Source organism: Chelativorans sp. YIM 93263, from assembly GCF_028767125.1.
Taxonomy (GTDB): Bacteria; Pseudomonadota; Alphaproteobacteria; order Rhizobiales; family Rhizobiaceae; genus Chelativorans.
In genome coordinates this window covers 323,713-348,721 of record NZ_JAKCWP010000002.1, presented here as the reverse complement: position 1 = coordinate 348,721, position 25,009 = coordinate 323,713, and the positions used below count along the sequence as shown (strand labels likewise).

The 25,009-nt window shown below is 59.0% G+C and carries 22 protein-coding genes; 11 read left to right on the top strand and 11 right to left on the bottom strand.

Annotated elements, in window-relative coordinates; translation table 11 throughout:
- Positions 1–126: 126 nt before the first annotated feature.
- On the bottom strand, positions 127–411 hold the full coding sequence (locus LY631_RS05845) for a DUF3572 domain-containing protein (protein WP_274424185.1): 285 nt from the start codon (positions 409–411) through the stop codon (positions 127–129).
- A 213-nt stretch (positions 412–624) separates the two neighbouring features.
- Here LY631_RS05845 and LY631_RS05840 point away from each other — a divergent pair, with 213 nt between their 5' ends.
- Entirely contained in the window at positions 625–996 is a 372-nt protein-coding gene (locus LY631_RS05840; protein WP_274424184.1) for a response regulator, read from the top strand.
- A 40-nt stretch (positions 997–1,036) separates the two neighbouring features.
- The gene (locus tag LY631_RS05835; protein ID WP_274424183.1) at positions 1,037–2,407 is read left to right on the top strand and encodes a PleD family two-component system response regulator; all 1,371 of its coding nucleotides are present in this window, start codon (positions 1,037–1,039) and stop codon (positions 2,405–2,407) included.
- A 320-nt stretch (positions 2,408–2,727) separates the two neighbouring features.
- On the opposite strand, the gene LY631_RS05830 is transcribed toward LY631_RS05835, so the two are convergent.
- Genes LY631_RS05830 through LY631_RS05815 form a run of 4 tightly spaced genes read right to left on the bottom strand, consistent with a single transcriptional unit; the run spans position 2,728 to position 7,849 of the window.
- A complete protein-coding gene (locus LY631_RS05830) occupies positions 2,728–3,318 on the bottom strand; it encodes a sarcosine oxidase subunit gamma (protein ID WP_274424182.1) in 591 nt (196 codons plus the stop codon).
- Positions 3,311–6,301 carry a sarcosine oxidase subunit alpha family protein gene (locus LY631_RS05825; RefSeq protein ID WP_274424181.1) on the bottom strand — a complete coding sequence of 997 codons (2,991 nt, stop codon included), beginning with the start codon at positions 6,299–6,301 and terminating at the stop codon, positions 3,311–3,313. Before LY631_RS05825 ends, LY631_RS05830 begins: the two co-directional genes overlap by 8 nt.
- Entirely contained in the window at positions 6,298–6,579 is a 282-nt protein-coding gene (locus LY631_RS05820; protein ID WP_274424180.1) for a sarcosine oxidase subunit delta, read from the bottom strand. Before LY631_RS05820 ends, LY631_RS05825 begins: the two co-directional genes overlap by 4 nt.
- 10 nt (positions 6,580–6,589) lie before the next feature.
- Positions 6,590–7,849 (bottom strand): sarcosine oxidase subunit beta family protein, encoded by a 1,260-nt coding sequence (locus LY631_RS05815; RefSeq protein ID WP_274424179.1) that lies wholly within the window; start codon positions 7,847–7,849, stop codon positions 6,590–6,592.
- Between the two features lie 244 nt (positions 7,850–8,093).
- Here LY631_RS05815 and LY631_RS05810 point away from each other — a divergent pair, with 244 nt between their 5' ends.
- The 5 genes from LY631_RS05810 (at position 8,094) to LY631_RS05790 (ending at position 13,918) form a co-directional block, all read left to right on the top strand.
- Positions 8,094–9,527 (top strand): UbiA family prenyltransferase, encoded by a 1,434-nt coding sequence (locus tag LY631_RS05810; RefSeq protein WP_274424178.1) that lies wholly within the window; start codon positions 8,094–8,096, stop codon positions 9,525–9,527.
- Entirely contained in the window at positions 9,527–10,876 is a 1,350-nt protein-coding gene (locus tag LY631_RS05805) for an FAD-binding oxidoreductase (protein WP_274424177.1), read from the top strand. The genes LY631_RS05810 and LY631_RS05805 overlap by 1 nt, the downstream gene beginning before the upstream one ends.
- A 117-nt stretch (positions 10,877–10,993) precedes the next feature.
- Positions 10,994–11,428, top strand: coding sequence for an EamA family transporter (locus tag LY631_RS05800; protein ID WP_274424176.1), 435 nt, complete (start codon positions 10,994–10,996; stop codon positions 11,426–11,428).
- Positions 11,425–12,432 carry an NAD-dependent epimerase/dehydratase family protein gene (locus LY631_RS05795; protein WP_274424175.1) on the top strand — a complete coding sequence of 336 codons (1,008 nt, stop codon included), beginning with the start codon at positions 11,425–11,427 and terminating at the stop codon, positions 12,430–12,432. Before LY631_RS05800 ends, LY631_RS05795 begins: the two co-directional genes overlap by 4 nt.
- Positions 12,433–12,538: 106 nt before the next feature.
- The gene (locus tag LY631_RS05790) at positions 12,539–13,918 is read left to right on the top strand and encodes an aspartate aminotransferase family protein (protein ID WP_274424463.1); all 1,380 of its coding nucleotides are present in this window, start codon (positions 12,539–12,541) and stop codon (positions 13,916–13,918) included.
- Between the two features lie 36 nt (positions 13,919–13,954).
- Here LY631_RS05790 and LY631_RS05785 read toward each other — a convergent pair whose 3' ends face one another.
- The 3 genes from LY631_RS05785 to LY631_RS05775 form a co-directional block, all read right to left on the bottom strand.
- Positions 13,955–15,238, bottom strand: coding sequence for a TRAP transporter large permease (locus tag LY631_RS05785; RefSeq protein ID WP_274424174.1), 1,284 nt, complete (start codon positions 15,236–15,238; stop codon positions 13,955–13,957).
- The gene (locus LY631_RS05780) at positions 15,238–15,771 is read right to left on the bottom strand and encodes a TRAP transporter small permease (protein WP_274424173.1); all 534 of its coding nucleotides are present in this window, start codon (positions 15,769–15,771) and stop codon (positions 15,238–15,240) included. The genes LY631_RS05785 and LY631_RS05780 overlap by 1 nt, the downstream gene beginning before the upstream one ends.
- Positions 15,772–15,861: 90 nt before the next feature.
- Complete coding sequence (locus LY631_RS05775) at positions 15,862–16,860, bottom strand: TRAP transporter substrate-binding protein (RefSeq protein WP_274424172.1); 999 nt, start codon at positions 16,858–16,860, stop codon at positions 15,862–15,864.
- Between the two features lie 336 nt (positions 16,861–17,196).
- Between LY631_RS05775 and ade the strand changes: the two genes are divergently transcribed.
- Positions 17,197–19,020, top strand: a complete 1,824-nt coding sequence (gene ade, locus LY631_RS05770; RefSeq protein WP_274424171.1) for an adenine deaminase — start codon at positions 17,197–17,199, stop codon at positions 19,018–19,020.
- A 4-nt stretch (positions 19,021–19,024) separates the two neighbouring features.
- Here the strand turns inward: ade and LY631_RS05765 are convergent, their stop codons facing one another.
- Both LY631_RS05765 and LY631_RS05760 read right to left on the bottom strand, forming a co-directional pair.
- On the bottom strand, positions 19,025–20,482 hold the full coding sequence (locus LY631_RS05765) for a TrkH family potassium uptake protein (RefSeq protein WP_274424170.1): 1,458 nt from the start codon (positions 20,480–20,482) through the stop codon (positions 19,025–19,027).
- A gap of 227 nt (positions 20,483–20,709) precedes the next feature.
- Positions 20,710–22,416 carry a hybrid sensor histidine kinase/response regulator gene (locus LY631_RS05760; RefSeq protein WP_274424169.1) on the bottom strand — a complete coding sequence of 569 codons (1,707 nt, stop codon included), beginning with the start codon at positions 22,414–22,416 and terminating at the stop codon, positions 20,710–20,712.
- A 232-nt stretch (positions 22,417–22,648) separates the two neighbouring features.
- Between LY631_RS05760 and LY631_RS05755 the strand changes: the two genes are divergently transcribed.
- Positions 22,649–23,311, top strand: a complete 663-nt coding sequence (locus LY631_RS05755) for a TetR/AcrR family transcriptional regulator (RefSeq protein ID WP_274424168.1) — start codon at positions 22,649–22,651, stop codon at positions 23,309–23,311.
- 18 nt (positions 23,312–23,329) lie between these two features.
- On the top strand, positions 23,330–24,349 hold the full coding sequence (gene ilvC, locus LY631_RS05750) for a ketol-acid reductoisomerase (protein ID WP_274424167.1): 1,020 nt from the start codon (positions 23,330–23,332) through the stop codon (positions 24,347–24,349).
- 80 nt (positions 24,350–24,429) lie between these two features.
- On the opposite strand, the gene LY631_RS05745 is transcribed toward ilvC, so the two are convergent.
- A complete protein-coding gene (locus tag LY631_RS05745; RefSeq protein ID WP_274424166.1) occupies positions 24,430–24,675 on the bottom strand; it encodes a BA14K family protein in 246 nt (81 codons plus the stop codon).
- Between LY631_RS05745 and LY631_RS05740 the strand changes: the two genes are divergently transcribed.
- Positions 24,618–24,770 carry a hypothetical protein gene (locus tag LY631_RS05740; protein WP_274424475.1) on the top strand — a complete coding sequence of 51 codons (153 nt, stop codon included), beginning with the start codon at positions 24,618–24,620 and terminating at the stop codon, positions 24,768–24,770. The genes LY631_RS05745 and LY631_RS05740 overlap by 58 nt on opposite strands.
- Positions 24,771–25,009: the final 239 nt, after the last annotated feature.

Below are 25,009 nucleotides of genomic sequence, written 5' to 3'. Positions count from 1 at the left end.
GCATCTTATTTGAACATAACAGGAACAAGGATTTTACGGCAGGAAATCCTACCGCACAAGAAGGAGGTGGACGCGTAAAATCCGATCGGGCGTGTGTTTGCCAGTTCCGGTGGCGATCATCTGCGTTCAGGGCTGGATATCCCAGAGATCATTTCCGAAGGGGAGAGCCTGGTGCGCTGCGGAGACATCTTGCGGTGTAATATTCTTGGCTTCGCTGAAGGCCATCAACGTCGGCTCGTGGGCGAGGATGAATTGCAGTACGCCGGCGAGAAATCCGGATTGCTGTGCAGCCTCACGAATTTGCTGTGCCTCGATACCGGTTAGAGCCAGGAAGCGGGGGAGAAGGTCGGGATCAGAGGCAATAAAGGCAAGTCCCTGGACGGCGATTTCCTGAGCTTTTTCCTGTTGCATAGGAATGGTCCTGCTTTTGCATTGGCGCGTTGAGGTGGCCTGCGACGGTGGTGGGAAAAGGAGGGAACCGAATGCAGTAAGCGCTTATCTCAAATTTGCGCCATCTATTGCGATAATTTTCGTTTCGTAAATCAAATTGTGCGAGAGAAGCACTGGGAGCAAGGAATGCTCAAGCCCGGTCGGTCCGGGTGCATTCAGCGGTACGGGGTTCCAATGCCGAAAAAGGTCATGATCGTCGAGGACAATGAGCTCAATATGAAGCTCTTCCGCGACCTCATCGAGGCAAACGGATATGAGACCGTGCGTACGCGCGACGGCCTTCAGGCGCTTGATCTGGCGCGTGAGCATCGTCCCGACCTGATCCTGATGGACATTCAGCTCCCGGAGGTTTCGGGCCTGGAAGTCACGAAATGGCTGAAGGAGGAAGACGATCTCCGCGATATCCCCGTCATCGCGGTCACGGCGTTTGCGATGAAGGGGGATGAGGAACGGATCCGCCAGGGCGGCTGCGAAGCTTATATTTCGAAACCAATTTCGGTGCCGCGCTTTATCGAGACGATCAAATCATATCTTGGTGAGGCGTGATGGCAGCCGGCGTGAGTGTTAGTGGGGGTGAGTGCACGCCATGACTGCGCGTATTCTGGTGGTCGACGATGTGCCGGCCAATCTGAAACTCCTCGAGGCGAGGCTGCTTGCGGAGTATTATGAAGTCGTGACCGCGCGGTCGGGACCGGACGCCATTGAAATTTGCGAATCCAGCAAAGTCGACGCCATATTGCTCGATATCATGATGCCGGGGATGGACGGCTTTGAGGTTTGCAGCCGACTGAAGGCCGATCCTGCCACCATGCATATTCCCGTTGTCATGATCACTGCGCTCGACCAGGCCTCCGACCGTGTGCGCGGCCTCGAAGCGGGGGCCGATGATTTTCTCACCAAGCCAGTCAATGACCTGCAATTGCTCACACGTGTGCGAAGCCTCGTCAGGCTGAAGGCGCTGACTGACGAGTTGCGGCTGCGGGCGGCGACGACGCGAAATATCGGAATTGAGCAGATGCTGCGGAAGGACGCGGTGGGGGAGGAGGTCCCTCATGTTCTTCTGGTGGATGAAGATCCGATCTCGGAAAAGCAGGTCAACGAGATGTTGCATGGGCATTTCGTGGTCGATTCCGCACGGGACCCGCAAATGGCACTGCGTCGTGCTTCCGAGGGCGACTACGAATGCATCATCGTCTCGACAAGCTTCTCCGAACACGATCCGCTGCGCCTTTGCTCGCAGCTGCGCGCACTGGAGAGCACGCATCTTGTTCCCATCATCCTGATGGCGTGCGAGAGAGATGAAGATTGCGTGATCCGCGGCCTGGAACTGGCGGTGAACGATTACGTGCTCAAGCCCGTCGAGCGGCAGGAACTGCTTGCTCGCCTGCGCACGCAGGTTCGCCGTAAGCGCTATAATGACAGCCTTCGCTCAAGCGTCGCCAGGACAGTGGAGATGGCCATCACCGATCCGCTGACAGGGCTCTATAACCGGCGCTATCTCGACAGCCATTTGGAAAATCTTTTCGATCGCGCGATGGCGCGAAAGCAGCCTCTCTCAATCATGTTGGCCGATATCGACCGGTTCAAGGACATCAACGATACCTGGGGCCATGACGGTGGAGATGCAGTCCTCAAGGAGTTTGCTGACCGCCTGCGCAAGAATCTTCGTGGAATTGACCTCGTTTGCCGCTTTGGCGGCGAGGAGTTCGTCATCGTGATGCCAAACACCGCATTAGCGGTTGCCAAGAAGGTGGCAGAGCGCATTCGTAGTCAGATTGCCGAGAACCCTTTTCCTGCCGGGGAGGGAAAACCCAGCATCAATGTGACGTCCAGTCTTGGCGTTGCCGCCGTGAAACAGGAGAGCGATACTGTGAAGGACCTCTTGAAGCGGGCCGATGTCGCCCTTTACGAGGCCAAAACACGCGGGCGGAACCGTGTGGTTGCTCCGGCAGCCTGATCAGTTATCGGGAAGCCAATTCAAGCGGCGAGATAATCTGTTTACCTTAATGTAAAGCGGTTCATAATATTGGTTAAGTAAGTGTTGATTTTTTCAATCGAATGCGCAAGTCTCACAACCAATGGTGATGCAGCCGAAGAGGATGGGCAGCAAGGATTCACCGATACCCCATGATGCTCAGGTCCGCCGCATCTCCTGGGTCCGTGGGGTTGGCCGGTCGGCACTGGTATAGTGGCCTCCTCGTACCGCGGCCAGATCGCCGGCCGGCCCCCTTTTCCTTTTCACTCTAGAACGGCAGCACACCGAGCGGTAAGCGCTCGCTACGCTTCAATGACTTCGTAGCCGACTTCTTCTGCCGCGGTGCAGAGCGTATTCCAGAATGCGCGCGCGAAGGAGCGGAAGACATAGAGGTCGAATTGTGCTGCATCGCTGCGCTGGATTTGCGCGAAAATATCGTGGTGGGCTGTAGCGCGTCCTTCCCCCACGGGGAATACGGCTGGTGAGAAATCGATAGCGAAAAGCTTGCTGAGAACCCATTCGGCACGCGTTCCGGAGACGCGAAACGTTGTTCGTCCATGGGAGAGATCGGTGACCGTGCCGGTTTCTTCGCTCAGGACCCGCGCGAGTCTCGCCGACAGATCTTCCTCGCCTGACACCAGGTATCGGTCGGGACCGATGGAGAACGCGGCCGTGCCCCGACCAACGACACCTGCATTGGGCGTCGTATCGACTGAAAGACCTGTTACTTCCTGAATGGCCGCCGTGAGGCGTTCATTGAGACCTGGCCAGCAAGCTGCCTCGACTATCGAGAGCGGTGTCACCTCGCTCAAGGTGATACTGATGCTACCGACATCGTTGCTATGGACCGCCGGCCGGAAGATTGGGGTAAGGGGAGACTGGCGCTCAACCATGCATACGTTTCCCTTCCGGATCGAAGAAGTGGTGGCTAACGATCTGCACCGGACCGAAATGCTTTCGCAGCGGGTCGGAGATATAGGCACGCTTCCCGTGAAGTTCCTTTCCACCTTTGACCAGAGCAAGTCCGATATACTGGGCCAGCGCGGGGGAGTAGCAGAAGGCAGTGATGTGGCCGATGCTCTCGCCCAACTCATTCAGGTCGCCTGACTCCACGATGTGGGCACCTCCGCCGAGCGGCCGGCCATCAAGCGAGATTACACCGACCAGGCGAAGCCGAGTTTTTTCGATGAGGCCAGGCCGGTCCATAAGCGCGGAACCGATGAAGGGTTTCTTCTTCGATAGCATCCAATCCAGGTAAAGGTCGCGGGCGGTGGTGCGTCCATCGATTTCGGCACCCGTCACGTGGCCCTTTTCGATACGCAACGCGCCGAGCGCCTCCATTCCGTACGGCGCAATGCCGTGTGGCTCGCCCGCCGTGATCAGCGCTTCCCACACGTGTTTGCCGTGGCCCGCACCGCAGTAAACCTCGTAAGCAAGCTCGCCGGAAAAGGAAAGGCGGCAGACCAGCACCGGGGCACGGTCTATCTCTCCATAAACGAGGCCCATGAAAGGCAAGGCTTCGTTGTCGACCGCGCTACCGGCAACGCACGTTTCCAACACCTTGCGCGCGTTCGGACCGGCGAGCGCTGCGCCGGCCCATTGATCGGTAACGGAGGTGAGATGCACCTTGAGATCCGGCCACACCACATCGAGAACATATTCCAGATGCTGCATCACCCGCCCGGCGTTCGCGGTTGTGGTGGTCATAAGGAAATCATGTTCGCCGAGGCGCCATGTCGTGCCGTCATCGAGGGCGATACCGTCCTTGCGCAGCATCAGCCCATAGCGCGCCTTGTTAATGGGCAATGTTGAGAACTGGTTGGTATAGACCCGGTCGAGAAATACCGCCGCATCCGGCCCCTTCACTGCGATCTTGCCGAGGGTGGAGACGTCCACGATTCCCACGGAACGGCGGACGGTTGCCGCTTCGCGCGTGTAGGCCTGCTCCACCGTTTCGCCCGGTTGGCCGTAGATCATCGGCCGATGCCAAAGACCGACATTCATCATCCGAGCGCCGTGCTCCACGTGCCAGTCGTGCATGGGTGTCAGGCGGTCCGGCTTGAAATGCCCGTACTTTTCCGCCGCTAGAGCGCCGATGGAAACAGGTGAGAAGGGTGGGCGAAAGCGCGTCGTGCCCACGTCCCGGATCGGCAGGCCGCGCGCATCCGCCATGATCGCAAGACCCGGCACGTTCGAGGTTTTACCCTGATCGGTCGCCATACCGAGGGTGGTGTAGCGCTTCAGATGCTCGACGGAGACGAATCCTTCGCGGTGGGCCAGGCGGACATCCTCCACCGTCACGTCGTGCTGAAAGTCGACAAAAGCTTTTCCATTGCCCTTAATTTCAAAGACGGAGGCCGGGTGGATGTCGAGGTTTGGCGCGGTTACCTCGGGAAGCTTTGCCCGAGAGAGCTTTTTTCCCGCCGCCTTCAGCCCGGCGTTGCGTCCGGTTGAGAGCGCTTCCGCCGTGGTCACTGCACCGGTGAAGGCGCCGGCGCCTGCCCAGGCTTGCGTTGGCTCGGGCGGCAGGAAGGCGCACAGTTCTTCATCCCATTTTGGATTGCGGCCTGCTTGGCTTGCCAGGTGAATAGCCGGCGACCAGCCGCCTGAGACGGCCAGGCAGTCGGCTTCGATCGGCCGCGCGTCGCCGGAAAGGCGTTCCGTTTCCGCGTCGAAACGCCGGACAAGCACTTTAGTGAGGCGCCTGCCAACGGTAGCCGTTACGGCAAAGCCGAGGAGCGGCTCCACGCCGGCTTCCTCTGCGAGGGCGCGGGCGGCGGGTGAGATTTTCGCACGAACGTCTATGATGGCCATAATGGTCGCGCCAAATTGCCGTAGGGCGGCGGCGGCGCGATAGGCGCTATCATTGTTCGTGAAGAGGGCAATCTTCTCACCCGGCAGAACACCGAATTCCCGCGCGTACCGCTCCGTTGCCCCTGCGAGCATGACGCCTGGCCGGTCGTTGCCGGGAAATACGATGGGGCGCTCGAATGCTCCTGTTGCAAGCACCACAGTGTCTGCGCGGATCGCCCAATTGCGGTGGCGTGGCGCGCCCTTGGGGGCGTCGGCCAGATGGTCTGTCACGCGCTCCAGTGCTGCGATGTTGTTTCCGTCATAATAGCCCCAAGCCGTAGTGCGCGTGAGAATGCGCACGTTCTCGCTCGCATCGATGCGCCGTGCCAGGTCTTGGCTCCAGTCGGCGGCCGCTTTGCCGCCGATCATCTCGCCCGACCATCTTGCGCTGCCGCCGAGATGCGGCTCCTGCTCCGCGAGGATGACACGCTTCCCGGAACTCATGGCAGCTTCTGCCGCCATTAATCCTGCGGGACCCGCACCGACGATCAGCACATCGCAGAACGCGTTCATGCGCTCATATCTTGCGGGATCGGGTTTGTATCCGGCGCGGCCGAGACCCGCGGCGCGGCGAATGAAATGCTCGCAAATCATCCAGAACCGCGTACCGCGCAGAGGGCCGATCACAGGGCCCATGAAAGTCTTATAGTAGAATCCCGCACTGAAGAGCCGGCCGGCAAGTTGATTCAGGGCTCCAAGATCGAATTCCAATGAGGGGAAGCGGTTCTGACTTTCAGCTTCAAGTCCCTCGAAAAGCTCGATCTGGGTAGCGGGAATGTTGGGTTCGCGAACGCCGTCCTTCAATATCGTGACCAGGGCGTTCGGCTCGTCCACGCTGGCCGTGAAGATTCCACGGGGCCGGTGATACTTGAAAGAGCGGCCGACAAGCGTGACCCCGTTGGCAACCAATGCCGAGGCGAGTGTGTCGCCGGAATGGCCGGTGTAACTCCTGCCGTCGAAGGTAAACCCGATCGTGCGGCTGCGCTCGATCAGCCCGCCAGAGGAGGTGCGCCGGGCGGTCACGCTTGTTCCCCTGCGCGGTTCAGCGCCGCACGTGCAAACGCCACATCATGGATTTCATGGGTGCGTGTGTCGCGCGTGACGATAAGATGCGCCCGGCATCCGCCCGAGTGTTGCCAGTATTCCCGATGCGGGCCGGCGGGATTCGGCCGATTGTAGACGTAGTCATACCAGGCCTTCACGTCGGTCGAGGTCAATTCGGGGCACGTACGTGTCGCGTCACCCTGATAGGAGAACTCTGAAACCTCCCGTGGACCGCAATGAGGGCAAGGGATCAGCATGGAGTGAACCTCAGTGCAGTTTCGGCGTGGGGCCTTGCCCCTTTTCGTCAATGACGTTTCCGCGTTCGAAGCGGGAGAGCGTGAAGGGTGCGTTTGTCTTGTGCGGTTCGCCCTTGGCAATTGTCCATGCAAAGGAAAAGCCGGAAGCGGGCGTGGCCTTGAACCCGCCATAGCACCAGCCGGAGTTGAGATACATGCCCGGAAGCGGCCCTTTTGTAATGATCGGCGATCCGTCCATGGACATGTCCATCACGCCGCCCCATGAGCGCAGGAGCCGCAGCCGGGCAACCGCGGGGAACATCGCCGTCATCTCGCTCATGACTTCCTCGACCAAAGGCAAGTTTCCGCGCTGGGCATAGGAGTTGTAGCCGTCGAGATCGCCGCCGAAGACGAGTCCGCCCTTGTCCGACTGCGACATGTAGAGATGCCCCCCGCCGAACGTGACGACGCAGTTCACCAACGGCTTGATCGACTCGGAGACGAAGGCCTGCAGCACGTGGCTTTCAATGGGGAAACGGTCTATGCCAGCCATCTGCAAGAGGCGACTGGTGTTGCCGGCAACGGCGAGCGCGATCTTCTTGGCGCGGATTTCGCCACGCGTGGTGGTCACGCCTGTGATGATATCGCCCTCGCGCAGAAAGCCCGTGACCTCGCAGTTTTCAACGATATCGACCCCGTGCCGGTCGGCAGCGCGGGCGTAGCCCCATGCCACGGCATCGTGGCGTGCTGTTCCAGCGCGGGGTTGCAGCAGGCCGCCGACAACGGGAAACCGTGCGTTTGGTGAGAGATCGACGCCCGGTACTTTGCGGGCTATCTCATCCCGTGAGAGCCAGACTCCATCGCCCCCTTCGTGGCGCATGGCATTACCGCGGCGGATGTATTCGTCCGCCTGGCCCGGCGAATGGGCGAGATTAAGAACCCCACGCTGGGAAAACATGACGTTATAGTTCAGTTCGTGGGAAAGGTTTTCCCAAAGTCGGACCGAGAAATCATAAAAGCGAATGGAGTCGGGCAGCAAGTAGTTCGATCGAACGATCGTGGTATTGCGCCCGATGTTGCCTGAGCCGAGCCAGCCCTTCTCGATCACCGCGACGTTCGTGATACCGTGTTCTTTGGCAAGATAGTAGGCCGTTGCCAGGCCATGGCCGCCGCCACCGATGACGACGACATCATAGGCCGGCTTAGGCTCTGGTTTGCGCCATGCTTGCTTCCAGTCCCGGTTCCCGGTAAACGCGTTCTTGAGAAGCGCGAGCGCCGAATATTCCACCATGCGATTGCCGATGCTCCTCCCCACGACCCGAACCTATAAGGCAGTCTGTGTGCCCGAGGCAAATAAGACGTCACGGGCTTTCGCTGGAGCGACGTCAGAGCATTACGACACTGTGCGTTAACCCTGTAGACGGAAAACCATCGCGTGCGCTTCCAATGTGTCCGAAATTTAGGGTTTAGAAGCGGTTCGAAACTACACCCCTCCTCTAAGGGAAACCTTGGGGATAAAGGTTTGGGGGCATGACATGGACGTGAGGTCCGAAGGTGTTGCCGTTCCGCTTGCGGTCGATCTCGACGGAACATTAATTGCTACCGATTTGCTGTGGGAAAGCCTGTTCCTGCTTATCCGCCGTAGTCCGCATTGTCTATTTCTCCTGCCGTTCTGGCTCTGGAAGGGCAGGGCGCGCTTGAAATGCGAGATTGCAGCGCGCGTCGACTTCGATCCCTCGGCCTTGCCGTATCGGGAGCGTCTCCTGGCGCGGTTGCGGGAGGAGCGTGCCGCCGGCCGCCGCATCATTCTGGCGACGGCGGCTCCACGCAAACTGGCCGAGCAGATCGCCGCCTACCTCGGTGTGTTCGATGGTGTGATTTGCACGGACCCACATCTCAACATGGCGTCCAACGCAAAGAAGCAGGCATTGACAGAGCAGTTCGGCGATGGCGGTTTCGATTATGCCGGCAACAGCCGTGCCGATGTGCCGGTGTTCGACGCGGCCCGGCGCGCGATCGTGGTTGCGCCGGACCGCAGTGCGGCGCGATGGCATGCCGCTCGCGGCGGCGAGTTGATTTCAGCGCCTGCGGTCACGCCGAAGACCGTGGGCAAAATGTTGCGCATGCACCAGTGGGTAAAGAATGCGCTGGTCTTCGTACCGGTGGTGCTGGCGCATGAGTATCTCAATCCAGCTATACTTTGGCCCGCGGCGCTCGCCTTTGTCGCATTCAGCGCGATGGCTTCGGCGATATACATCCTGAACGATTTCCTGGATTTGCCACTCGACCGGAAGCATCTCACAAAGCGTAATCGACCGTTCGCGAGCGGTGCGCTGTCTATCCCGTTCGGGTTTTCCGCCATGGCCGTGCTTATGGCGATTAGCTTTGGAATTATGCTGTTTCTACCCCCGGTTTTCGCCGGCGCGCTTGCACTTTATTTGGTTTCGACCACGGCATACTCAGTCGTCGTCAAGCGCATGCTCCTGCTCGACGTGCTGATGCTGGCCGGTCTTTATACGGTTCGCATTCTGGCGGGATGCGCAGCGACCGGCATCAGCGTTTCCTTCTGGCTGCTTGCATTCTCCATCTTCTTCTTTCTGTCGCTGGCTCTCGTGAAGCGCTACGTCGAGTTGCGCGGAACCGATCTGCCGGAGGGTGAACAAATTGCCGGTCGAGGCTACCGCGCGGAGGATCAGGACATCATTGCGCAGGCCGGGATGGCTGCCGCCTTTTCTTCCGCGCTGGTTTTGGCGCTCTACCTGCACAACGGAGACACCTACGAGTATTACGAGTACCCATGGCTCATCTGGCCGCTAAGTCCGATCGTACTTTATATCACGATGCGGATCTGGCTTCTGGCACGGCGGGACGAAGTCCATGACGATCCGATTGTTTTTATAATTCGCGATTGGCGCAGCCAGCTTGTCGGCGGCTTCGGCGCCGTGCTGCTTATCGTGGCGGGTTTGTAATGAGTAAGCCCTACCAGAGCTTCGGCCGCGCCACTCAGCCGACCATGCGCGGGCTGACCATTGGCGAGGCCAGAGACATGATATCCGCTTCGGATGTCATCGGCCCAGGGGCCTTTCTCGCTTATGGTAATGGCCGCTCATACGGCGATACCTGCCAGAATGCTGCCCAGGCGGTGGTCGACATGCGTAGCATGAACCGGATTCTGTCCTTCGATCCGGAGACGGGTATCATGAGGGCCGAGGCGGGCGTCATGCTTTCCGACATCATCGAACGGGCCGCGCCGCACGGTTGGTTTCCGGCCGTGGTCCCCGGCACGCGCTTCATCACGTTGGGTGGGGCCATCGCCAACGACGTACATGGCAAAAACCATCATCGCCGCGGCACATTCGGCGGCCATGTCGAATCTTTCACCTTGCTCCGATCGGATGGCTCGCAGCGTGAGTGCCGGCCAGCCGAAAACGACACGCTTTTCCGCTCGACCATAGGCGGCATGGGGCTGACCGGACTTATTCTCGAGGCAACCATTCAGCTGATGAAGGTCGATTCTGCCGACGTCGACGAATGCGTGAGCGCCTTTTCGTCATTGGACGAGTACTTCGATCTTGCCGAAGAGGCCGACGCGGAAAACGAATACGCGGTCGCCTGGATCGATCAACTCGCCAGCGGGAAGCATGCGGGCAGGGGGCTTTTGATGACCGCGAATCATTCCCGTACCGGCAGTTTTAAGCCAGCCGGCCAGGCACGCCTCAGCGTGCCGGCTCAGCCGCCTTTCAACGTTCTGAACGGAGCCTCCATTCGGCTTTTCAACCGGGTTTATCGCTGGTCGAAGGGGCGCAAGCTCGGCGTTCATCGCACGCATTATGCAAGCTACTTCTTCCCGCTCGACGGGGTGCGGCGCTGGAACCGCCTTTACGGGCCGGGGGGGCTATACCAGCATCAGAGTGTCGTACCGCTCGATGCCGCGCGTGAAGTCGTTCCCGCGCTCCTGGCAGCCGCGCGGGACGCAGGGCAAGCCTCGTTCCTGACCGTCCTCAAGCGTTTCGGCGATGTGCCTTCACCCGGCATCATGTCCTTTCCCCGACCGGGTTACACATTGACGCTGGACTTGCCGAACCGCCCTACCAAGACGCGGCAACTTCTTGATCGGCTTGATGAAATAACTATCGGCGCCGGAGGCGCCGTTAACCCCTACAAGGATGCGCGGATGGGTGCGGAGATTTTCGAGGCATCATTCCCGAACTGGTGGGATTTGGAGTGTCAACGCGACCCGGCCTTTATGTCGGATTTTTGGCGGCGAACGGCCATGGTGCTCCAGCCTTCCTGCAATAAAGCGCAGGCCGCGGAGTGAGGCGGTGGCGGGGCAAGGCGACAGCAAAGGGCTTCACGTCAGCGAGAGCTGGCGTTTACACGGAATTTTTCCCTCGCTGCCCTATGGCGCGGCGCGGACATATGGGGGCCGGATCACATGAAATACATTCCTTTCATCCTATTCACGGTGCTGACCAACGCAGCGGCTCAACTCATGCTGAAATATGGGATGATGAGCTTGGGGCCGGTCAGTTTTGCGGGCGTCAATCCGGTGCTCAAGATCATTCAGATCGTCTTCAGCCCGTGGGTGTTCGCGGGGCTGTGCGTGTTTGTCGTTTCGATGGCATCGCACCTTTACGTGCTTTCCAAGGTCGAGCTCTCGTTCGCTTACCCGTTTCTCAGCCTAGCCTACGTTGCCGTCGCGGTTTTGGCCTATCTGCTCTGGCGTGAAGATCTCAACGCTTATCGCATTGCGGGCATAGCGCTCATCTGCGTGGGTACGGTGCTGATTGCCCATAGCGGCCGTGGTGAACCGGATGAGCAGGTCGCAGCCAACAATGATCAACCTTCCGAAAGGTCAGTCGTCCAATGAAACATGTCATATTCGGTGGCGACGGCTTCGTTGGCCGTCATCTCGCACCCAGACTGCTCGCCGATGGCGAGGACGTGGTGGTTGCCGATATTGTCAAAAGCGACCTGTCGCATTACGGCCAAGCCCGGTTTGTCCATTGTGACGTGACCGATCCGGATTCGGTGGCGGCGGTGCCCATTTCGGCGGACGACGTGGTCTACAATTTGTCCGCCAAGATGCTTTCGCCCATTCAAGTGCGGGCCAAACGCCACGACTTCTTTTATCCCGTGAACTACCACGGCACCGTGAACATCATCGACGCGATGGATAAAGCCGGGGCGAGGGACCTCGTCCATTTCACCACGGACATGATCTACGGCCATACGGTGACTTACCCGATGACCGAGGATCATCCCGTCAATCCGTTGGGCGAATATGGCCAGTCGAAGGCCGATACGGAGAAAGTCGCTGCCGAATGGCGCGAGCGTGGCATGAATATTTCGCTTTTCCGCCCGCGTCTCATCATCGGGCCAGGACGGCTTGGCATCCTGGAGAAACTTTTCAAGCTGATCGACCTGAATTTACCGGTGCCAATGATCGGTTCTGGCAAGAACCCTTATCAGTTTATCTCCGTTTTTGATTGCGCGGAGGCTGCAAGGCTTGCTTGGAAGTCGGGCGTGCCGAACGAGGCCTACAATCTCGGCTCGCTCAATCCGCCGCCGGTGCGCGAGTTGCTTGGCAAGCTCGCCAAGCATGCCGGCTCCCGCTCGCTCTTGCTGCCGACGCCGGGCTGGGCGGTCAAACGCACGCTCGATCTGCTCGATCTCGTGAACATGCCGCTGATGGATCCAGAGCAATATCTGATTGCCGACGAAATGTGCGTGCTGGATGTCTCCAAAGGCGAGCGGGAACTTGGCTGGATCCCACAGTATCGCGACGAAGACATGCTGATTGCCGCTTATGACGAATATCGAGCCAAGAAGACTGGCCATGCGGCCAGTGGCCACGAAGTTCCGGCCGAATAGGGAGGGCCAGATGACCGCCATCACAAAGACCAATGCAGATGATAACACCGGGACAGCGATAGACACGCCAGCACCAGCGCCGGAGGGTTTGACTAAACCGGCCTTGATGAGCGTCGATGACGCGAAGGCGCTCAGCGTCGATCGTATGACCGAGCTCTTCAAGGCGCATCTCAACCCTGGCCAGTATCATTTCATGAAGCTGCTCGGCTTCCATAAAATCAAGATCGAGCGCGCCGAGGGGATGTACTACATCGACCAGAATGGCCGGAACATTCTCGACTTTTTCGGCGGTTTCGGGTCGCTGGCCTTCGGCCACAATCACCCGCGCATCCTGGAGGTGCGCGAAAAGTTCCAGCAGGAAAAGCGACAGGAAATCGCTATCGCCTTCATGTCGCAGTATGCGAGCACGCTGGCCTACAATCTCGCGGCCTGCTCGCCGGGCGAACTGGACATGGTCTTTCTCGGCTCCTCCGGCTCCGAAGCCATGGAGGCGGCGGTCAAGCTTGCGGAGCGCGCGGCGGGGCCGAAGCGGCCGAAGATCATCTATGCGGAGAACTCTTTTCACGGAAAGACCAAAGGCGTTCTGGCGATCACAGACGGCAAGCTCTATCGCGGCGAGTTCCGCTTGACCGAGAACACCGTGCGTGTGCCGTTCGGCGATATCGAAGCGGTGGAGAATGCCTTCAAGTCGGATCCCGAGATCGGGGCCATCGTGCTGGAGACGATCCAGGGCGGTGGTGGCATTGTCGAGGCGGAGCCTGATTTCTGGCCAAAGCTGCGCCAACTCTGCGACAAGTACGGTGTGCTCTGGGTGGCCGATGAAGTGCAGTGCGGGTATGGACGCACTGGTCGCTTCTATGCCTTCGAGCACTACGGAGTGGTGCCCGATATCACCGCACTCGCGAAATCGCTCGGCGCCGGAAAGGCCGCCGTCGGCGCGATGATCGCGAAGCGCGACGTCTACATGAAAGCCTATGGCACGCCGAAAACAGCGATGATCCACGCCATGGCCACCTTCGGCGGCATCGGCGAAGCCTGCGTCACGGCGATTGAGGGGCTGAATGTGCTCTATGACGAGGCGCTGATGCAGAACGCGGAGGCGACAGGGGATTACCTCATTCGGCGGCTGAATGAGCTGAAGGAAAAATATCCGCGCATCATCAAGGATGTGCGCGGGCGCGGCTGTATGGTGGGCCTGGAGTTCCAGGACTTTTCACACACCTTGCCCGCTATGCTGCGCCCGATGGTGGGTATGTTGGATGAGAAGCTGAAGGGATCGCTGTCGGGATTTCTGGGAGCTCTGCTCCTGCGCGACTACGATATCCTGGTTGCTTTCACCGAATACAACCGGAACGTCATCAGGCTGGAGCCGCCGCTGATCGTGACACGCGAGAACGTCGACACTCTCATCTCCGCGCTGGATTCACTGCTTGCCCGCGGCGTCGTTTCGATCGTGAAGGATTTTGTCAAGAGCCAGGTTGGCTGACCAGCGTTATGTCCTTCTGTTGGTCTGGGTTGCGCATCAGAAACTGCTGACAGAGGGCAGCCAGGTCGAAATCGCGGGCACGAAGGTCAGGATCAGGAGCACCGCCAGATGAGCGATGAGGAAGCAAGGCATCTCCCGAATGATTTCCGCTGGCCGGATTTTGACCACGGATGAAATCACGAAGAGCAGGGCCCCCACAGGCGGAGTCACGAGGCCCAGCGTCAGATTGAATATGACCACGATTGCGAAGTGAATCGGGTCGATGCCGAGGGCGCTGGCGATTGGGCTGAGGATCGGAACGAGGATGAGAACCCCGGGCAGAGGGTCCATGAACAGTCCGAACACGATCAACAGAAGGTTTACGGCAAGCAGGAAGATCACCGGGTGAAGGTGCATCACGCCGATGGCTTCCGCGAGTGTCTGCGGGATACCTTCGATGATGATCACCCAGGCGAAAGCCCGCGCCGCAGCGAGAATCAGAAGCACCGCGACACTGAAGATGGCCGCGCGCAGGATGATCGCCGGCAGGTCACGGAAGCGCAGCGAACGATAGACGAGCATGCCGCAGAGAAAGGCGTAGAAGACCGCGATCACCGACGCCTCCGTAGGCGTGAAGATGCCGCCGCGGATGCCGCCGACGATGATCACGATCAACATCAGCGCCGGAATCGCCTGCAGTGTTGTGCGAACCATTTCGCTTGCGGGCGGACGCGCAGCGCCGCCCTTGTAGCCACGCTTTCGGCTCACATACCAATTTGCCGCGGCCATCGCGGCGGCGACCAGCAGGCCGGGAATGATTCCCGCCATGAAAAGAGCGCCGACCGAGACGCGTTTATCCTGCATGGCATACAGGATCATGATGATGGATGGCGGAATGATTGGCCCTACGACAGCGGTAGAGGCCGTTAGCGCGCTGGCGTAAGATTTGTCGTAGCCGCCTTTTTCCATCATCCGGATCATCATGGCGCCGGGCCCTGCCGCATCAGCCAGGGCAGAGCCGGATATGCCGGCGAACATGCTGGAGGAAAGGACATTCGCGTAACCCAGCCCTCCGCGCAGATGTCCGACGAACTGAGAGGCAAAACGGAGCAGAACGTGGGTCATCGCTCCGCCGGTCATCAGTTCTGCGGCGAGGATGAAAAACGGCACGGCCATGAGCGGGAAGCTGTCCAGGCCTGAAAACATTTCCTTGACGACGACGATTTGCGGATAGCTGCTACCGAGACTCACCGCCGACCAGGCCGCGATCGCAAGCGCGAAAGCGACCGGGACACCAATAATAAGCAGAGCGAAGAAACTGGCGAACAGGATGATAGCCATCAGGTTATCCTGCCGGCAGCGTCCGTTACAGACGATTCGCCAAGTTTGTCACGAGTGCTGTCATCTTCTGCCTCGAGTGACTCGAAACGGCTGTGGAGCACATAGCTCTTCAGGATCAGCAAAAGATGGATGATCAGCAGAATGAAGCCGATTGGCATCGCCGCGTATACATAGCTGAAGGAGATGCGAGTGGCCGGGGTAAGCTGGGCCTGGGTGCGGCCCATATAATCGTGTCCCATCCACAGCATAACGGCGAAAAAAGCGAAGAGCAGGATGGCGATCGCAGCGCGAAGAATGCGCTGCACCGATGTTGGCATCACATCCTGTCCGTTCGTGATCGCCACATGTCCGCCAAAACGAAGGACCAGTCCCGCGCCGACGAATGTCATCCAGATCATCAGATAGCGCGCAACTTCTTCCGACCATGTAATGGAGAAGTTCGTGAGGTAACGCAGGGAGACATTGGCGAAAACAAGAATAGACATGGCGCTCAATATCAGGATGAGCGCCCATTTGTTCGCTTCGACGAACAAGTGCTCGAAAGTCTTCACCTTTCAACCCCCAAGCAGCGGACCGGCTCACTGGATGGTGAGCCGGCCTGTCTGCGAGCGCTTGCGCGCCGATTAGTCTGCGGCAATGATCCCGTCGATCAGATCCTGGCCATAGGTGTCGTAGTACTGCTCATAGGCAGCAGCCAGGGATTCTTGGAAGACCGCTTTCTGCTCCGGCGACAATTCACCGATTTCCATGCCTTCCTCGGTCAGTTGCTCGATGCCCGAGACTTCGACATCGTCGACGAAAGCTCGCATCGCGGTCACGGCTTCCGCGGCGCCCTTGCTGAAGGCTTCCTGGTCCTCCGGCGTCATTCCGTCCCAGAGTTGCTTGGAAACCAGCAGCATGGCCGGTGAATAGACATGTCCGGAAAGCGTCAGGTGCTCCTGAACTTCCGAGAGATTGGCCGAGGTGATCACCGAAAGCGGATTTTCCTGCCCGTCGATGGTGCCCTGTTCGAGCGCGCTGATCACTTCAGGCCAGGCCATCGGGGTCGGTGCCGCGCCCAAGGCTTCAAAGGCCGTGATGTGCGTGGGGTTTTCCATTGTGCGCAGTTTCAGCCCGGCAACGTCTTCTGGTGTTTCGATGGCGTTGCGATTGTTCGTGATGTGGCGGAAACCCTGCTCGCCCCATGCCAGGGCCACCAGCCCCGCATCGTCAAACTTATCCAGAATTTCCTGTCCGATCGGCCCGTCAAGCACGGTGCGGGCGTGGTCAAGGTCGCGAAACAGGAACGGGATGTCGAAGACACCGGCTTCAGGAACGAAATTGCTCAGTGTGCCGGAGGAAACGATCGTGGCTTCGATAGTGCCGAGTTGGACACCCTCGATCACTTCTCGCTCGCCGCCGAGACCGGAGGAGGGGAAATGGCGAAACTCGTAACGTCCGTCCGTTTCGGCTTCGACCACCTCTTCCCATTTCTCTGCGGCAACGCCGTAGTGGGAATCCGGCGCGGCGGCCAGCGCGTAGCCGATCTTGACTTCTTGCTGGGCAATGGCCGCCCCGGACCCTACCAGCGCCCCGGTCAGAGCGAATATTGCAGTCGCGGCAGTGCGTTTTTGCAAAAACATCTTGTTTGTCTCTCTCCCTGTAATTTTGTTTGCGGAACCTGTGCCGCCGCGACCGGCGGATGTCAAGACAGGTCTAATCGCGCGGAACGGCGGTGTCAGACGGTCCCCTCACGCTCAAGCGCTTCGGCAAGAGCAGTGCTGTGGAGTATCGCCAAGCCCGAAGATATACCGCAACGCGGCTTCAAGTTCTCCGGCGGAATTCAGCTCTCGCGCTATGAACTCGGAATATTGCGCTGGGAAAATTGCGGCGCAAGTCGCTAGGTCAGCTCCCGGATATCCTCTGGCATCGCCCGAAATCCCGTGCGATGCTCAGGAGATATGCGGAGGAGTTTGTTAATGCCTGCTTCTGTCAAGAACGCCTTCAGAAAGCCCGAACCGTGGAGTGCTCTTGCGCCAATGCTCGTCGACGTGGCGATGGGACGGAAGGCAGCCGATCTCGTGGTCCGCAACGGGCGATGGGTGAATGTGCATTCGGGGGAGGTGATACCAGGCACCGATCTTGCGATTTCGGGTGGGCGCTTTGCGTATTGCGGGCCGGATGCCAGCCATGCGATCGGTGAGAAGACGAAAGTGGTCGATGCGCGGGGACGTTATCTCGTGCCCGGACTATGCGATGCTCACATGCATGTGGAAAGCGGGATGGTGACGGTGACAGAGTTCTGCCGCGCCGTCATTCCGCACGGGACCACGTCCATGTTTGTCGACCCGCACGAGATTGCCAATGTGCTGGGGCTTGAAGGCGTCCGCCTCATGCATGACGAAGCGGCCGTTCAGCCGATCAACGTTTATGTGCAAATGCCGTCCTGCGTCCCTTCCGCGCCGGCGCTGGAGCGCGCAGGGGCGGAAATGGGGGCGAAGGATGTCACCGAGGCGATGGATTGGGACAATATCATCGGCCTAGGCGAGGTGATGAACTTCCCCGGCGTCGTACAGAACGATTCCACGATGGTCGGTGAGATTGCCGCGACGATGGAGGCGGGTAAGACGGTTGGCGGCCACTATGCATCGTCGGATCTGGGCAGGCCTTTTCACGGATATGTGGCCGGCGGCCCTGCGGACGATCACGAGGGCACCCGCGTGGAAGATGCCATCGCGCGCGTGCGTCAGGGCATGAAGGCTATGCTGCGGCTGGGCTCTGCTTGGTACGATGTTGCAAGCCAGATTAAGGCAATCACAGAGCAAGGGCTGGATCCGCGTAACTTCATCCTGTGCACCGATGACAGCCATTCAGGCACGCTGGTGGAGGAGGGGCACATGGATCGTGTCGTCCGCCATGCGATCGAGCAGGGACTGCGGCCGGTGACGGCCATTCAAATGGCGACGCTCAACACGGCCCAGCATTTCAACCTTGAGCGTGAGCTCGGATCAATTGCGCCGGGGCGCGTGGCCGATCTGCTGATCGTGTCGGATTTACCAGCCCTGGCAATCGATGAAGTTTATGCGCGCGGGGTGCGGCTCGCTCGCAACGGAAAATTGGAAGCGGACGTTCCCGCATATCCCTATCCCGCACGGGTGAAGAAAACGGTGCGGCTCGGCAAGCGCCTGAATGCTGCGGATTTCGATATACCTGCGCCGCGCGCTGCCGGCCGCGTCAAGGCACGTGTAATCGGAGTGGTGGAAAATCAGGCGCCTACGCGCGCTTTGACGGCGGAACTTCGCATCGAGAAAGGCGTCGTCTCGATGGATCGCCGGAACGATGTCTGCCAGATCGCACTGGTGGAGCGGCATCGTGGCACTGGTGGTGTGACGAACGGCTTCGTTTCCGGTTTTGGATATACGCAGGATTGTGCCCTCGCATCGACGGTGGCGCACGACTCGCATCACATGATTGTCGTCGGTACCAACAAGTCGGACATGGCCATCGCTGCCAATCGCCTGGGGCAGGTCGGTGGCGGCGTGGTGATGGTGTCGCAGGGGAGGGAACTGGCACTCGTCGAGCTGCCGATTGCGGGATTAATGTCCGACGAACGCGCCGAGATCGTGGCCGGCAAGGCCGCAAAGCTGGCCGACGCGATGCGCGAAATGGGGTGCACGCTCAACAATGCCTACATGCAGCACTCGCTACTGGCACTGGTTGTGATTCCCGAGCTGCGAATTTCGGACGTCGGCATTATCGAAGTGACGGCGTTTCGCACAGTGGATCTGCTTCTGCCCTCGTAGGTACCTACCGCCGCCAGAAGACCGGGGAGAAGATCACCAGGACGGTGAGGATTTCGAGGCGACCGAGCAGCATAGCGAATGCCATGACCCATTTCGCGAAATCGGCCAATGGTGAGAAATTTCCCGCAGGACCGACAACGGGGCCGAGACCGGGGCCGACATTTGTGAGCGCCGTCAGCGCCGCGGAAACGGCACTGACCAGATCAAGGCCGGTGGCTGCCAATAACAGAATAATCACCGCCCAGATGACCAGAAAAGCGGAAATGTACAGAACCACCGCACGCTGCAATTCGTCCTGGACCGGCCTGTCGCCGTAGCGAACGGCGATGACCATGTTCGGATAGACAAGCCGCCTCAGACCATTGGCGACGAGCTCAAAAAGGATGAGAAACCTATAGGCCTTGATGCCGCCGGTCGTGGAACCGGAGCAACCGCCGAGAAACATCGCCACAAACGCGGCTGAGATCGCAAATCCGCCCCATTGTCCGTAGTCCTCGGTCGCATAGCCGGTGGTCGTGATAATCGATACAAAATTGAACGCAGCGTGGGTCAATGCGTCGAAGAATGGGCGGTCGGTAACGACGCGCAGATAAATGGCAACGGCTAACACGAATAGCAGGGTGTAAGTCGCGAAGACGCGGATCTGCGGATCACGCAATGCATCAAGATTCCCGCGTAACATGAAGAGAATTAGAATCGAAAACGGCACCGCTCCCATGAACATGAAGACGATGCCGACCCAAAGCACAGCAGAGTTATCCGCATAGAACCCCATCGAACTGTCATGGGTGGAGAAGCCGGCGGTTGCGAGTGTGGTCAGCGCGTGATTGATGGCGTCGAAGGTAGTCATGCCAGCCGCTGCATATGCGATCGCGCAGGCAAGCGTGAGCGCCGCATAAATGCTGAGCAAGGCGATCGCAAAGTTCGAAAAGCGATCGAAGGGTTTATCGCTGATGTCGGAGGACTCGAGCCGGAAATACGAGATGCCGCCGACATTCAGAAAGGGAAGTACGAAGAGTCCCAGTGCGATCACGCCCAAACCGCCAACCCATTGGAGGATGGAGCGCCACAACAGGAGACCGGGTGGCATCGCGTCCAGTCCGACGAGAACCGTCGATCCTGTTGCCGTGACCGCTGAAACGGATTCGAAGGCTGCATCGGCTAGGGTCAGGTCGAGCGAGGAAGCGATAAGTGGTATCGCGCCAACGATACAGGCAGTCAGCCAAAGCAGATTTACGACGAGAAAGCCAAAGCGAGATGATATTGCAGGAGCCCGGCCGTAGGTGGCGAGGGCCACGGCAAGTGCCAGTCCGCCGGAGAAAAAGGCCGAGAAGGCGAATATCCGCCAATCCTTGTTGTCGTAATAAAGATCGATAGCTGCCGGAAGCAGCATAGCCAAAGAAAGATAGATCGCGAAAATGGATGCTATATGTATCGCCGCGCGAAAAGCCACATACTGCACGGAGCGAATCCTTTATCTTCTTAATGCGACGCCGTCGGCGGTGGGAGATTGGCTTTGAACAGGCCGAGATGCAATAGAGCCTCGCAGCCGTTATCTCCATGGCGCTCCCGGGTCAAATGATCCTGCCGAAATGAATACCCGATAAATTCCACTCGTGATTTAAGTCGGTCTGTCCCCAGTCTTTTGCCGTCGTCTAGCGGGAAGTGTGGCGTGGCAGATCGGCGCGATCATGTCTCATGCGGCGTAGGCAGATCAGTTCGCAGGGGCTTGGCCGTGCTTGCGGTGTCACATGGAAAGAAAAGCTCCACACGCGTGCCCCGGCCCCGGCTGCTCGAAAGCATTGCACTTCCCCCGAGTTGCTCCATGAACGAGCGCACCTGCGGCAGTCCAAGACCGGTTCCGTTTTCACCTTTTGTGCTGAAATACGGTTCAAAGACCCTTTGCATCACCTCGGGCGGCATGCCCGGACCGTTATCGGAGACCTGAACTCTTACATACTCTCCCGGCTTGAGGCTTTGCGTTCCTCTCTTCTCGACGCGTTTGGTGGTCTTTATCGTAACGTCTCCCCCGTTGGGCATCGCATCCTTGGCGTTAATGACGAGGTTTAGGATCGCAGCATCGAACTGCGTGCGATCGAGCACGCAAGCCGGAAGACCTTCCTGCAGGTTCAAGTGGAGGTTGATTCCATCTGCCCCCTGGTTCAGCATGGGTTCCAACTGTCTCAACAACTCGTTGATGTCCGCTTGCTGAAATGAAAGCTCCTTCTGCTTCGCGAACTGCAGGAGTTGGCCGGCAAGTCGCGAACCCCGCGCGACGGCCTCGCCAGCCTCGGACGCAAATTGCTGCACTTTATCGGGATCGCTCGCGTGTCTGGTCATCAGTTTGATACCCGCTTCCACGGCCGCAAGCACATTGTTGAAATCGTGAGCCAAGCCACTCGTCATCCGCGCGAGCGCTTCGGATTTCTGCAGGACCAGATCGCGTTTCAGATTCTCTTCACGTTCGCGAATGCGGCGGAATATCAGGATAGGCATGGCAATTGCCAGAGCACTGAGAAGGCCGAACATCGCCAGAATTGCGACCAAGAGCGGTCGTAGATTACCGCTTATCGATTCGAGGCTGAGCCCTGTTGTCACGATCAGCGGCATGTTCGGAAGTTGTTGATATCCGACAGCTTGGGGCGTGCCCCCTGTCGCCGGACCATTCGCCACGAATTTGCCCGTTTTGCGCTCGGGCAGGTGTTCCTGAAAGATCGGCAGGTTCGACATTCGGCGCCCAACCAGGCCCATATCGTCAGGATACCGCGCGATCAGGTGGCCTTCCTCATGCCAAAGCGAGATCGAATCTTTCGGTCCCAAGGGGAGTTGCCGATAGATGCGTTCGTAAAAGGTCGGCTCGACCGCAGCGGCCGCTACGCCTGCGAATTCCCCTCGCGGCCCATCAATCCGACGACTTACCGAAACGAACCATCGATCGACAGTCCGTGAAAGGAGCGGCTGCCCGATGTAGAGTTGGTCGCGATCCGCACGTTCGTGAAATCTGAAATAATTACGGTCGGCGAGGCTTAGGCGCGATGTGTTGGGGGAGTCCGTGTTATGCCGAACGAGTCCATCGGCACCAATCACAAAGAGTGACCGAACATCGGGAAGATCAGCAAGCCGGCGTGTCATCCAGTCCCGCAGTTGTGCGTCATTTTGTGGGTGTTGCATGGGCGAGCTGTCGATGATCGTTTTCAAGGTCAGATCAACCGCCGCCATGTTTCGAAGTGTGTACTCCGCCAGCACCTGCGTCATGCTGGTCGCACGCAGCATGATCTGCGAACGATAATGGTTGTAGGAGATCTGTACCGCCCAAGCTGTCACAACCCCCATCGCGAGCAAAAACAGCACGACCGCGAGTAGGATCGGGTTCCGCAGCTTGCGGGGCGACCACATCCTCGTTGGCCGCTCTTGATTATTCACCAGGATGTTCGCCATTGCCGCACTCAGGTTGAGGCTCGACTATAACATTGCTCGCAGCCATCACCATGCACTGATGTTGGAGACTCGTATCCGGGAGCAGTAGCGGATGGAAGCCCATCGTGCACCCAATAGCTGTGTAGGGGAGCTTGAAAAAGAATCACGCTTGTGACAGAACCGTACCGTACGGTACTATTCGAGGTCAGCCTTGTCCGACGACCAGCGCGCAAAGGAGTTTACACCGCGCCAGCACGACGTGCTGGAGTGCGCGCTCTCGCTGCTCGTGGCGGGTGGAGAGCGTGTGCTGACAACGGCCAGAGTCGCGCGAACCGCGAACTGTTCCAAGGAAAGCCTTTACCGGTGGTTCGGTGATCGCGAAGGACTGCTCGCCGCCATGATCGCCCACCAGGCGAGCAAAGTGCGCACTTTCAGCGATAATGGCGCACCGATGGACCGCGTCCAATTTCGAGCGCAACTTGTTGGCTTTGCGCACGATCTGCTGCAGGTGCTCGGTGGTGACGTATCCTTGGCGCTTAACCGGCTCGCTATTGGGCAGGCGAGCCGCGAGGAAAGCCGCCTCGGCCAACTCCTCGTGGAGCAGGGGCGACGCCGCATCGACGAAGGCGCGGCTGCATTGCTGGAGGCGGGTCGGCGGTGCCAGCATATCGAATTCACCGATGTCGATGAGACATATCGCACGCTCTACGGACTCGTCGTGCGTGATCTGCATGTACGCATGCTGCTGGGCGAAGATGAAATTCGGAAGCCGAAAAACTTCGGCGAAATGGCCGAGCGCGCGGTCGATCAGTTCTTCGCGCTTTATGGCGTGCAGGAGAAGAAGAGGATGGGCCCTCGCGTAAGGGCCGTTTAGTAAAGGAAGGAAACGAAAATGCGGGTCTATTACGATCGCGATGCCGATCTGAACCTGATCAAGTCGAAGAACGTCGCCATCATCGGCTATGGTAGCCAGGGTAGGGCGCATGCGCTGAACCTGAAGGATTCGGGGGCCAAGGACGTGGCCGTAGCGCTGCGTGCCGGTTCGTCCACCGCCAAGAAGGCAGAGGCCGACGGCTTCAAGGTAATGACTGTGGCCGAGGCTGCCGGCTGGGCCGACCTGATGATGATGGCTACGCCAGATGAGCTTCAGGCCGGCATCTACAACAGCGAGATTGCTCCGAACATCCGTGACGGTGCGGCGATCGCCTTCGCTCACGGTTTGAATGTCCATTTCGGCCTGATCGAGCCGAAGGATACGGTGGATGTGCTCATGATCGCGCCCAAGGGGCCCGGCCACACCGTACGTAGCGAATTCGAGCGCGGCGGCGGCGTGCCTTGCCTCGTGGCGGTGCATCACGATGCTTCAGGCAACGCGCTCGACCTGGGCCTCTCCTATGCCTGTGGTGTTGGCGGCGGGCGCTCCGGCATCATTGAGACCACGTTCCGCGAGGAGTGCGAGACCGATCTTTTCGGCGAGCAGGTGGTGCTATGCGGCGGCCTTGTCGAGCTCATCCGCGCCGGTTTCGAGACGCTGGTCGAGGCAGGCTACGCCCCTGAAATGGCTTATTTCGAGTGTCTTCACGAGGTAAAGCTGATCGTCGACCTCATCTACGAGGGCGGTATTGCCAATATGAATTACTCGATCTCAAACACGGCTGAGTGGGGCGAGTATGTCTCCGGGCCGCGGATCATCAACGCCGAGAGCAAGGCTGAGATGAAGCGCGTGCTCAACGACATTCAGACCGGTAAGTTTACATCCGAGTGGATGCAGGAGTGGCATTCAGGCGCGGCTCGTTTCAAAGCCACCCGCCGGCTCAACGATTCCCACCAGATCGAGGAAGTGGGTGAGAAGCTTCGCGGTATGATGCCGTGGATCGCCAAGAACAAGCTGGTTGATAAGGAAAAGAATTGATCCCACTGCTCATGATCAAAGAGCCGTAGAGACAGGAGCCCCGACAATCTCGTCGGGGCTCGTTTTTCATGGCGCATTCACTACGGGTAATAGGGCGAAACACAAGGCTTGCGCGGACCGTGATATGGCTGGAACGTGTTATCCGAAACCCGATAGGAGCGGTATTTCTGCTGGCACCAGTATACGTGCGACGCCGACAATGCAGCTGCCGGCCGTGGCGCATACCGCGGGGCCACCGGTACGCCGAACTGGAGGAAGAAGTTACTCCGTGGCCGCCAATGCTGTCGATGATGGCGATGTCCATGATATCGATGATGCGGCCGCATCCATGGAGGCGCCACAGGTCCTGGTCCCATATGGTGGTGGTGGGGACGCCTGTGACGCCGATGGTGCCTGTGGCGGTGCCCGCGACGATGCTTGACTTCCACCATGCTCTCGGATGATTCACCTACAGTCTTTACGAGATTTGAGGTCGAAGCGCCTACCGAAAGCGCCGACGCGTTGGCGGTAGTTGTCGCTGCAGATACGCCAAGCGCAAGTAGACCGAAGAGAGCAACAGCTGCGAACGTGCGTTTCATGCGAAAATCCTTCTATCCGACAGGCACGCTTGGCGCCTGAGACTTGAAGATGGCGGTATAATTCTTTCCACCACATGAATGT

Bases quoted from the DNA above. Each gene is read 5' to 3' on its own strand.
- LY631_RS05845 (WP_274424185.1), bottom strand. From the start codon at position 411: ATGCAACAGGAAAAAGCTCAGGAAATCGCCGTCCAGGGACTTGCCTTT.
- LY631_RS05840 (WP_274424184.1), top strand. From the start codon at position 625: ATGCCGAAAAAGGTCATGATCGTCGAGGACAATGAGCTCAATATGAAG.
- LY631_RS05835 (WP_274424183.1), top strand. From the start codon at position 1,037: ATGACTGCGCGTATTCTGGTGGTCGACGATGTGCCGGCCAATCTGAAA.
- LY631_RS05830 (WP_274424182.1), bottom strand. From the start codon at position 3,318: ATGGTTGAGCGCCAGTCTCCCCTTACCCCAATCTTCCGGCCGGCGGTC.
- LY631_RS05820 (WP_274424180.1), bottom strand. From the start codon at position 6,579: ATGCTGATCCCTTGCCCTCATTGCGGTCCACGGGAGGTTTCAGAGTTC.
- LY631_RS05815 (WP_274424179.1), bottom strand. From the start codon at position 7,849: ATGGTGGAATATTCGGCGCTCGCGCTTCTCAAGAACGCGTTTACCGGG.
- LY631_RS05810 (WP_274424178.1), top strand. From the start codon at position 8,094: ATGGACGTGAGGTCCGAAGGTGTTGCCGTTCCGCTTGCGGTCGATCTC.
- LY631_RS05805 (WP_274424177.1), top strand. From the start codon at position 9,527: ATGAGTAAGCCCTACCAGAGCTTCGGCCGCGCCACTCAGCCGACCATG.
- LY631_RS05800 (WP_274424176.1), top strand. From the start codon at position 10,994: ATGAAATACATTCCTTTCATCCTATTCACGGTGCTGACCAACGCAGCG.
- LY631_RS05795 (WP_274424175.1), top strand. From the start codon at position 11,425: ATGAAACATGTCATATTCGGTGGCGACGGCTTCGTTGGCCGTCATCTC.
- LY631_RS05790 (WP_274424463.1), top strand. From the start codon at position 12,539: ATGAGCGTCGATGACGCGAAGGCGCTCAGCGTCGATCGTATGACCGAG.
- LY631_RS05785 (WP_274424174.1), bottom strand. From the start codon at position 15,238: ATGGCTATCATCCTGTTCGCCAGTTTCTTCGCTCTGCTTATTATTGGT.
- LY631_RS05775 (WP_274424172.1), bottom strand. From the start codon at position 16,860: ATGTTTTTGCAAAAACGCACTGCCGCGACTGCAATATTCGCTCTGACC.
- ade (WP_274424171.1), top strand. From the start codon at position 17,197: ATGCCTGCTTCTGTCAAGAACGCCTTCAGAAAGCCCGAACCGTGGAGT.
- LY631_RS05760 (WP_274424169.1), bottom strand. From the start codon at position 22,416: ATGTGGTCGCCCCGCAAGCTGCGGAACCCGATCCTACTCGCGGTCGTG.
- ilvC (WP_274424167.1), top strand. From the start codon at position 23,330: ATGCGGGTCTATTACGATCGCGATGCCGATCTGAACCTGATCAAGTCG.
- LY631_RS05745 (WP_274424166.1), bottom strand. From the start codon at position 24,675: ATGCGGCCGCATCATCGATATCATGGACATCGCCATCATCGACAGCAT.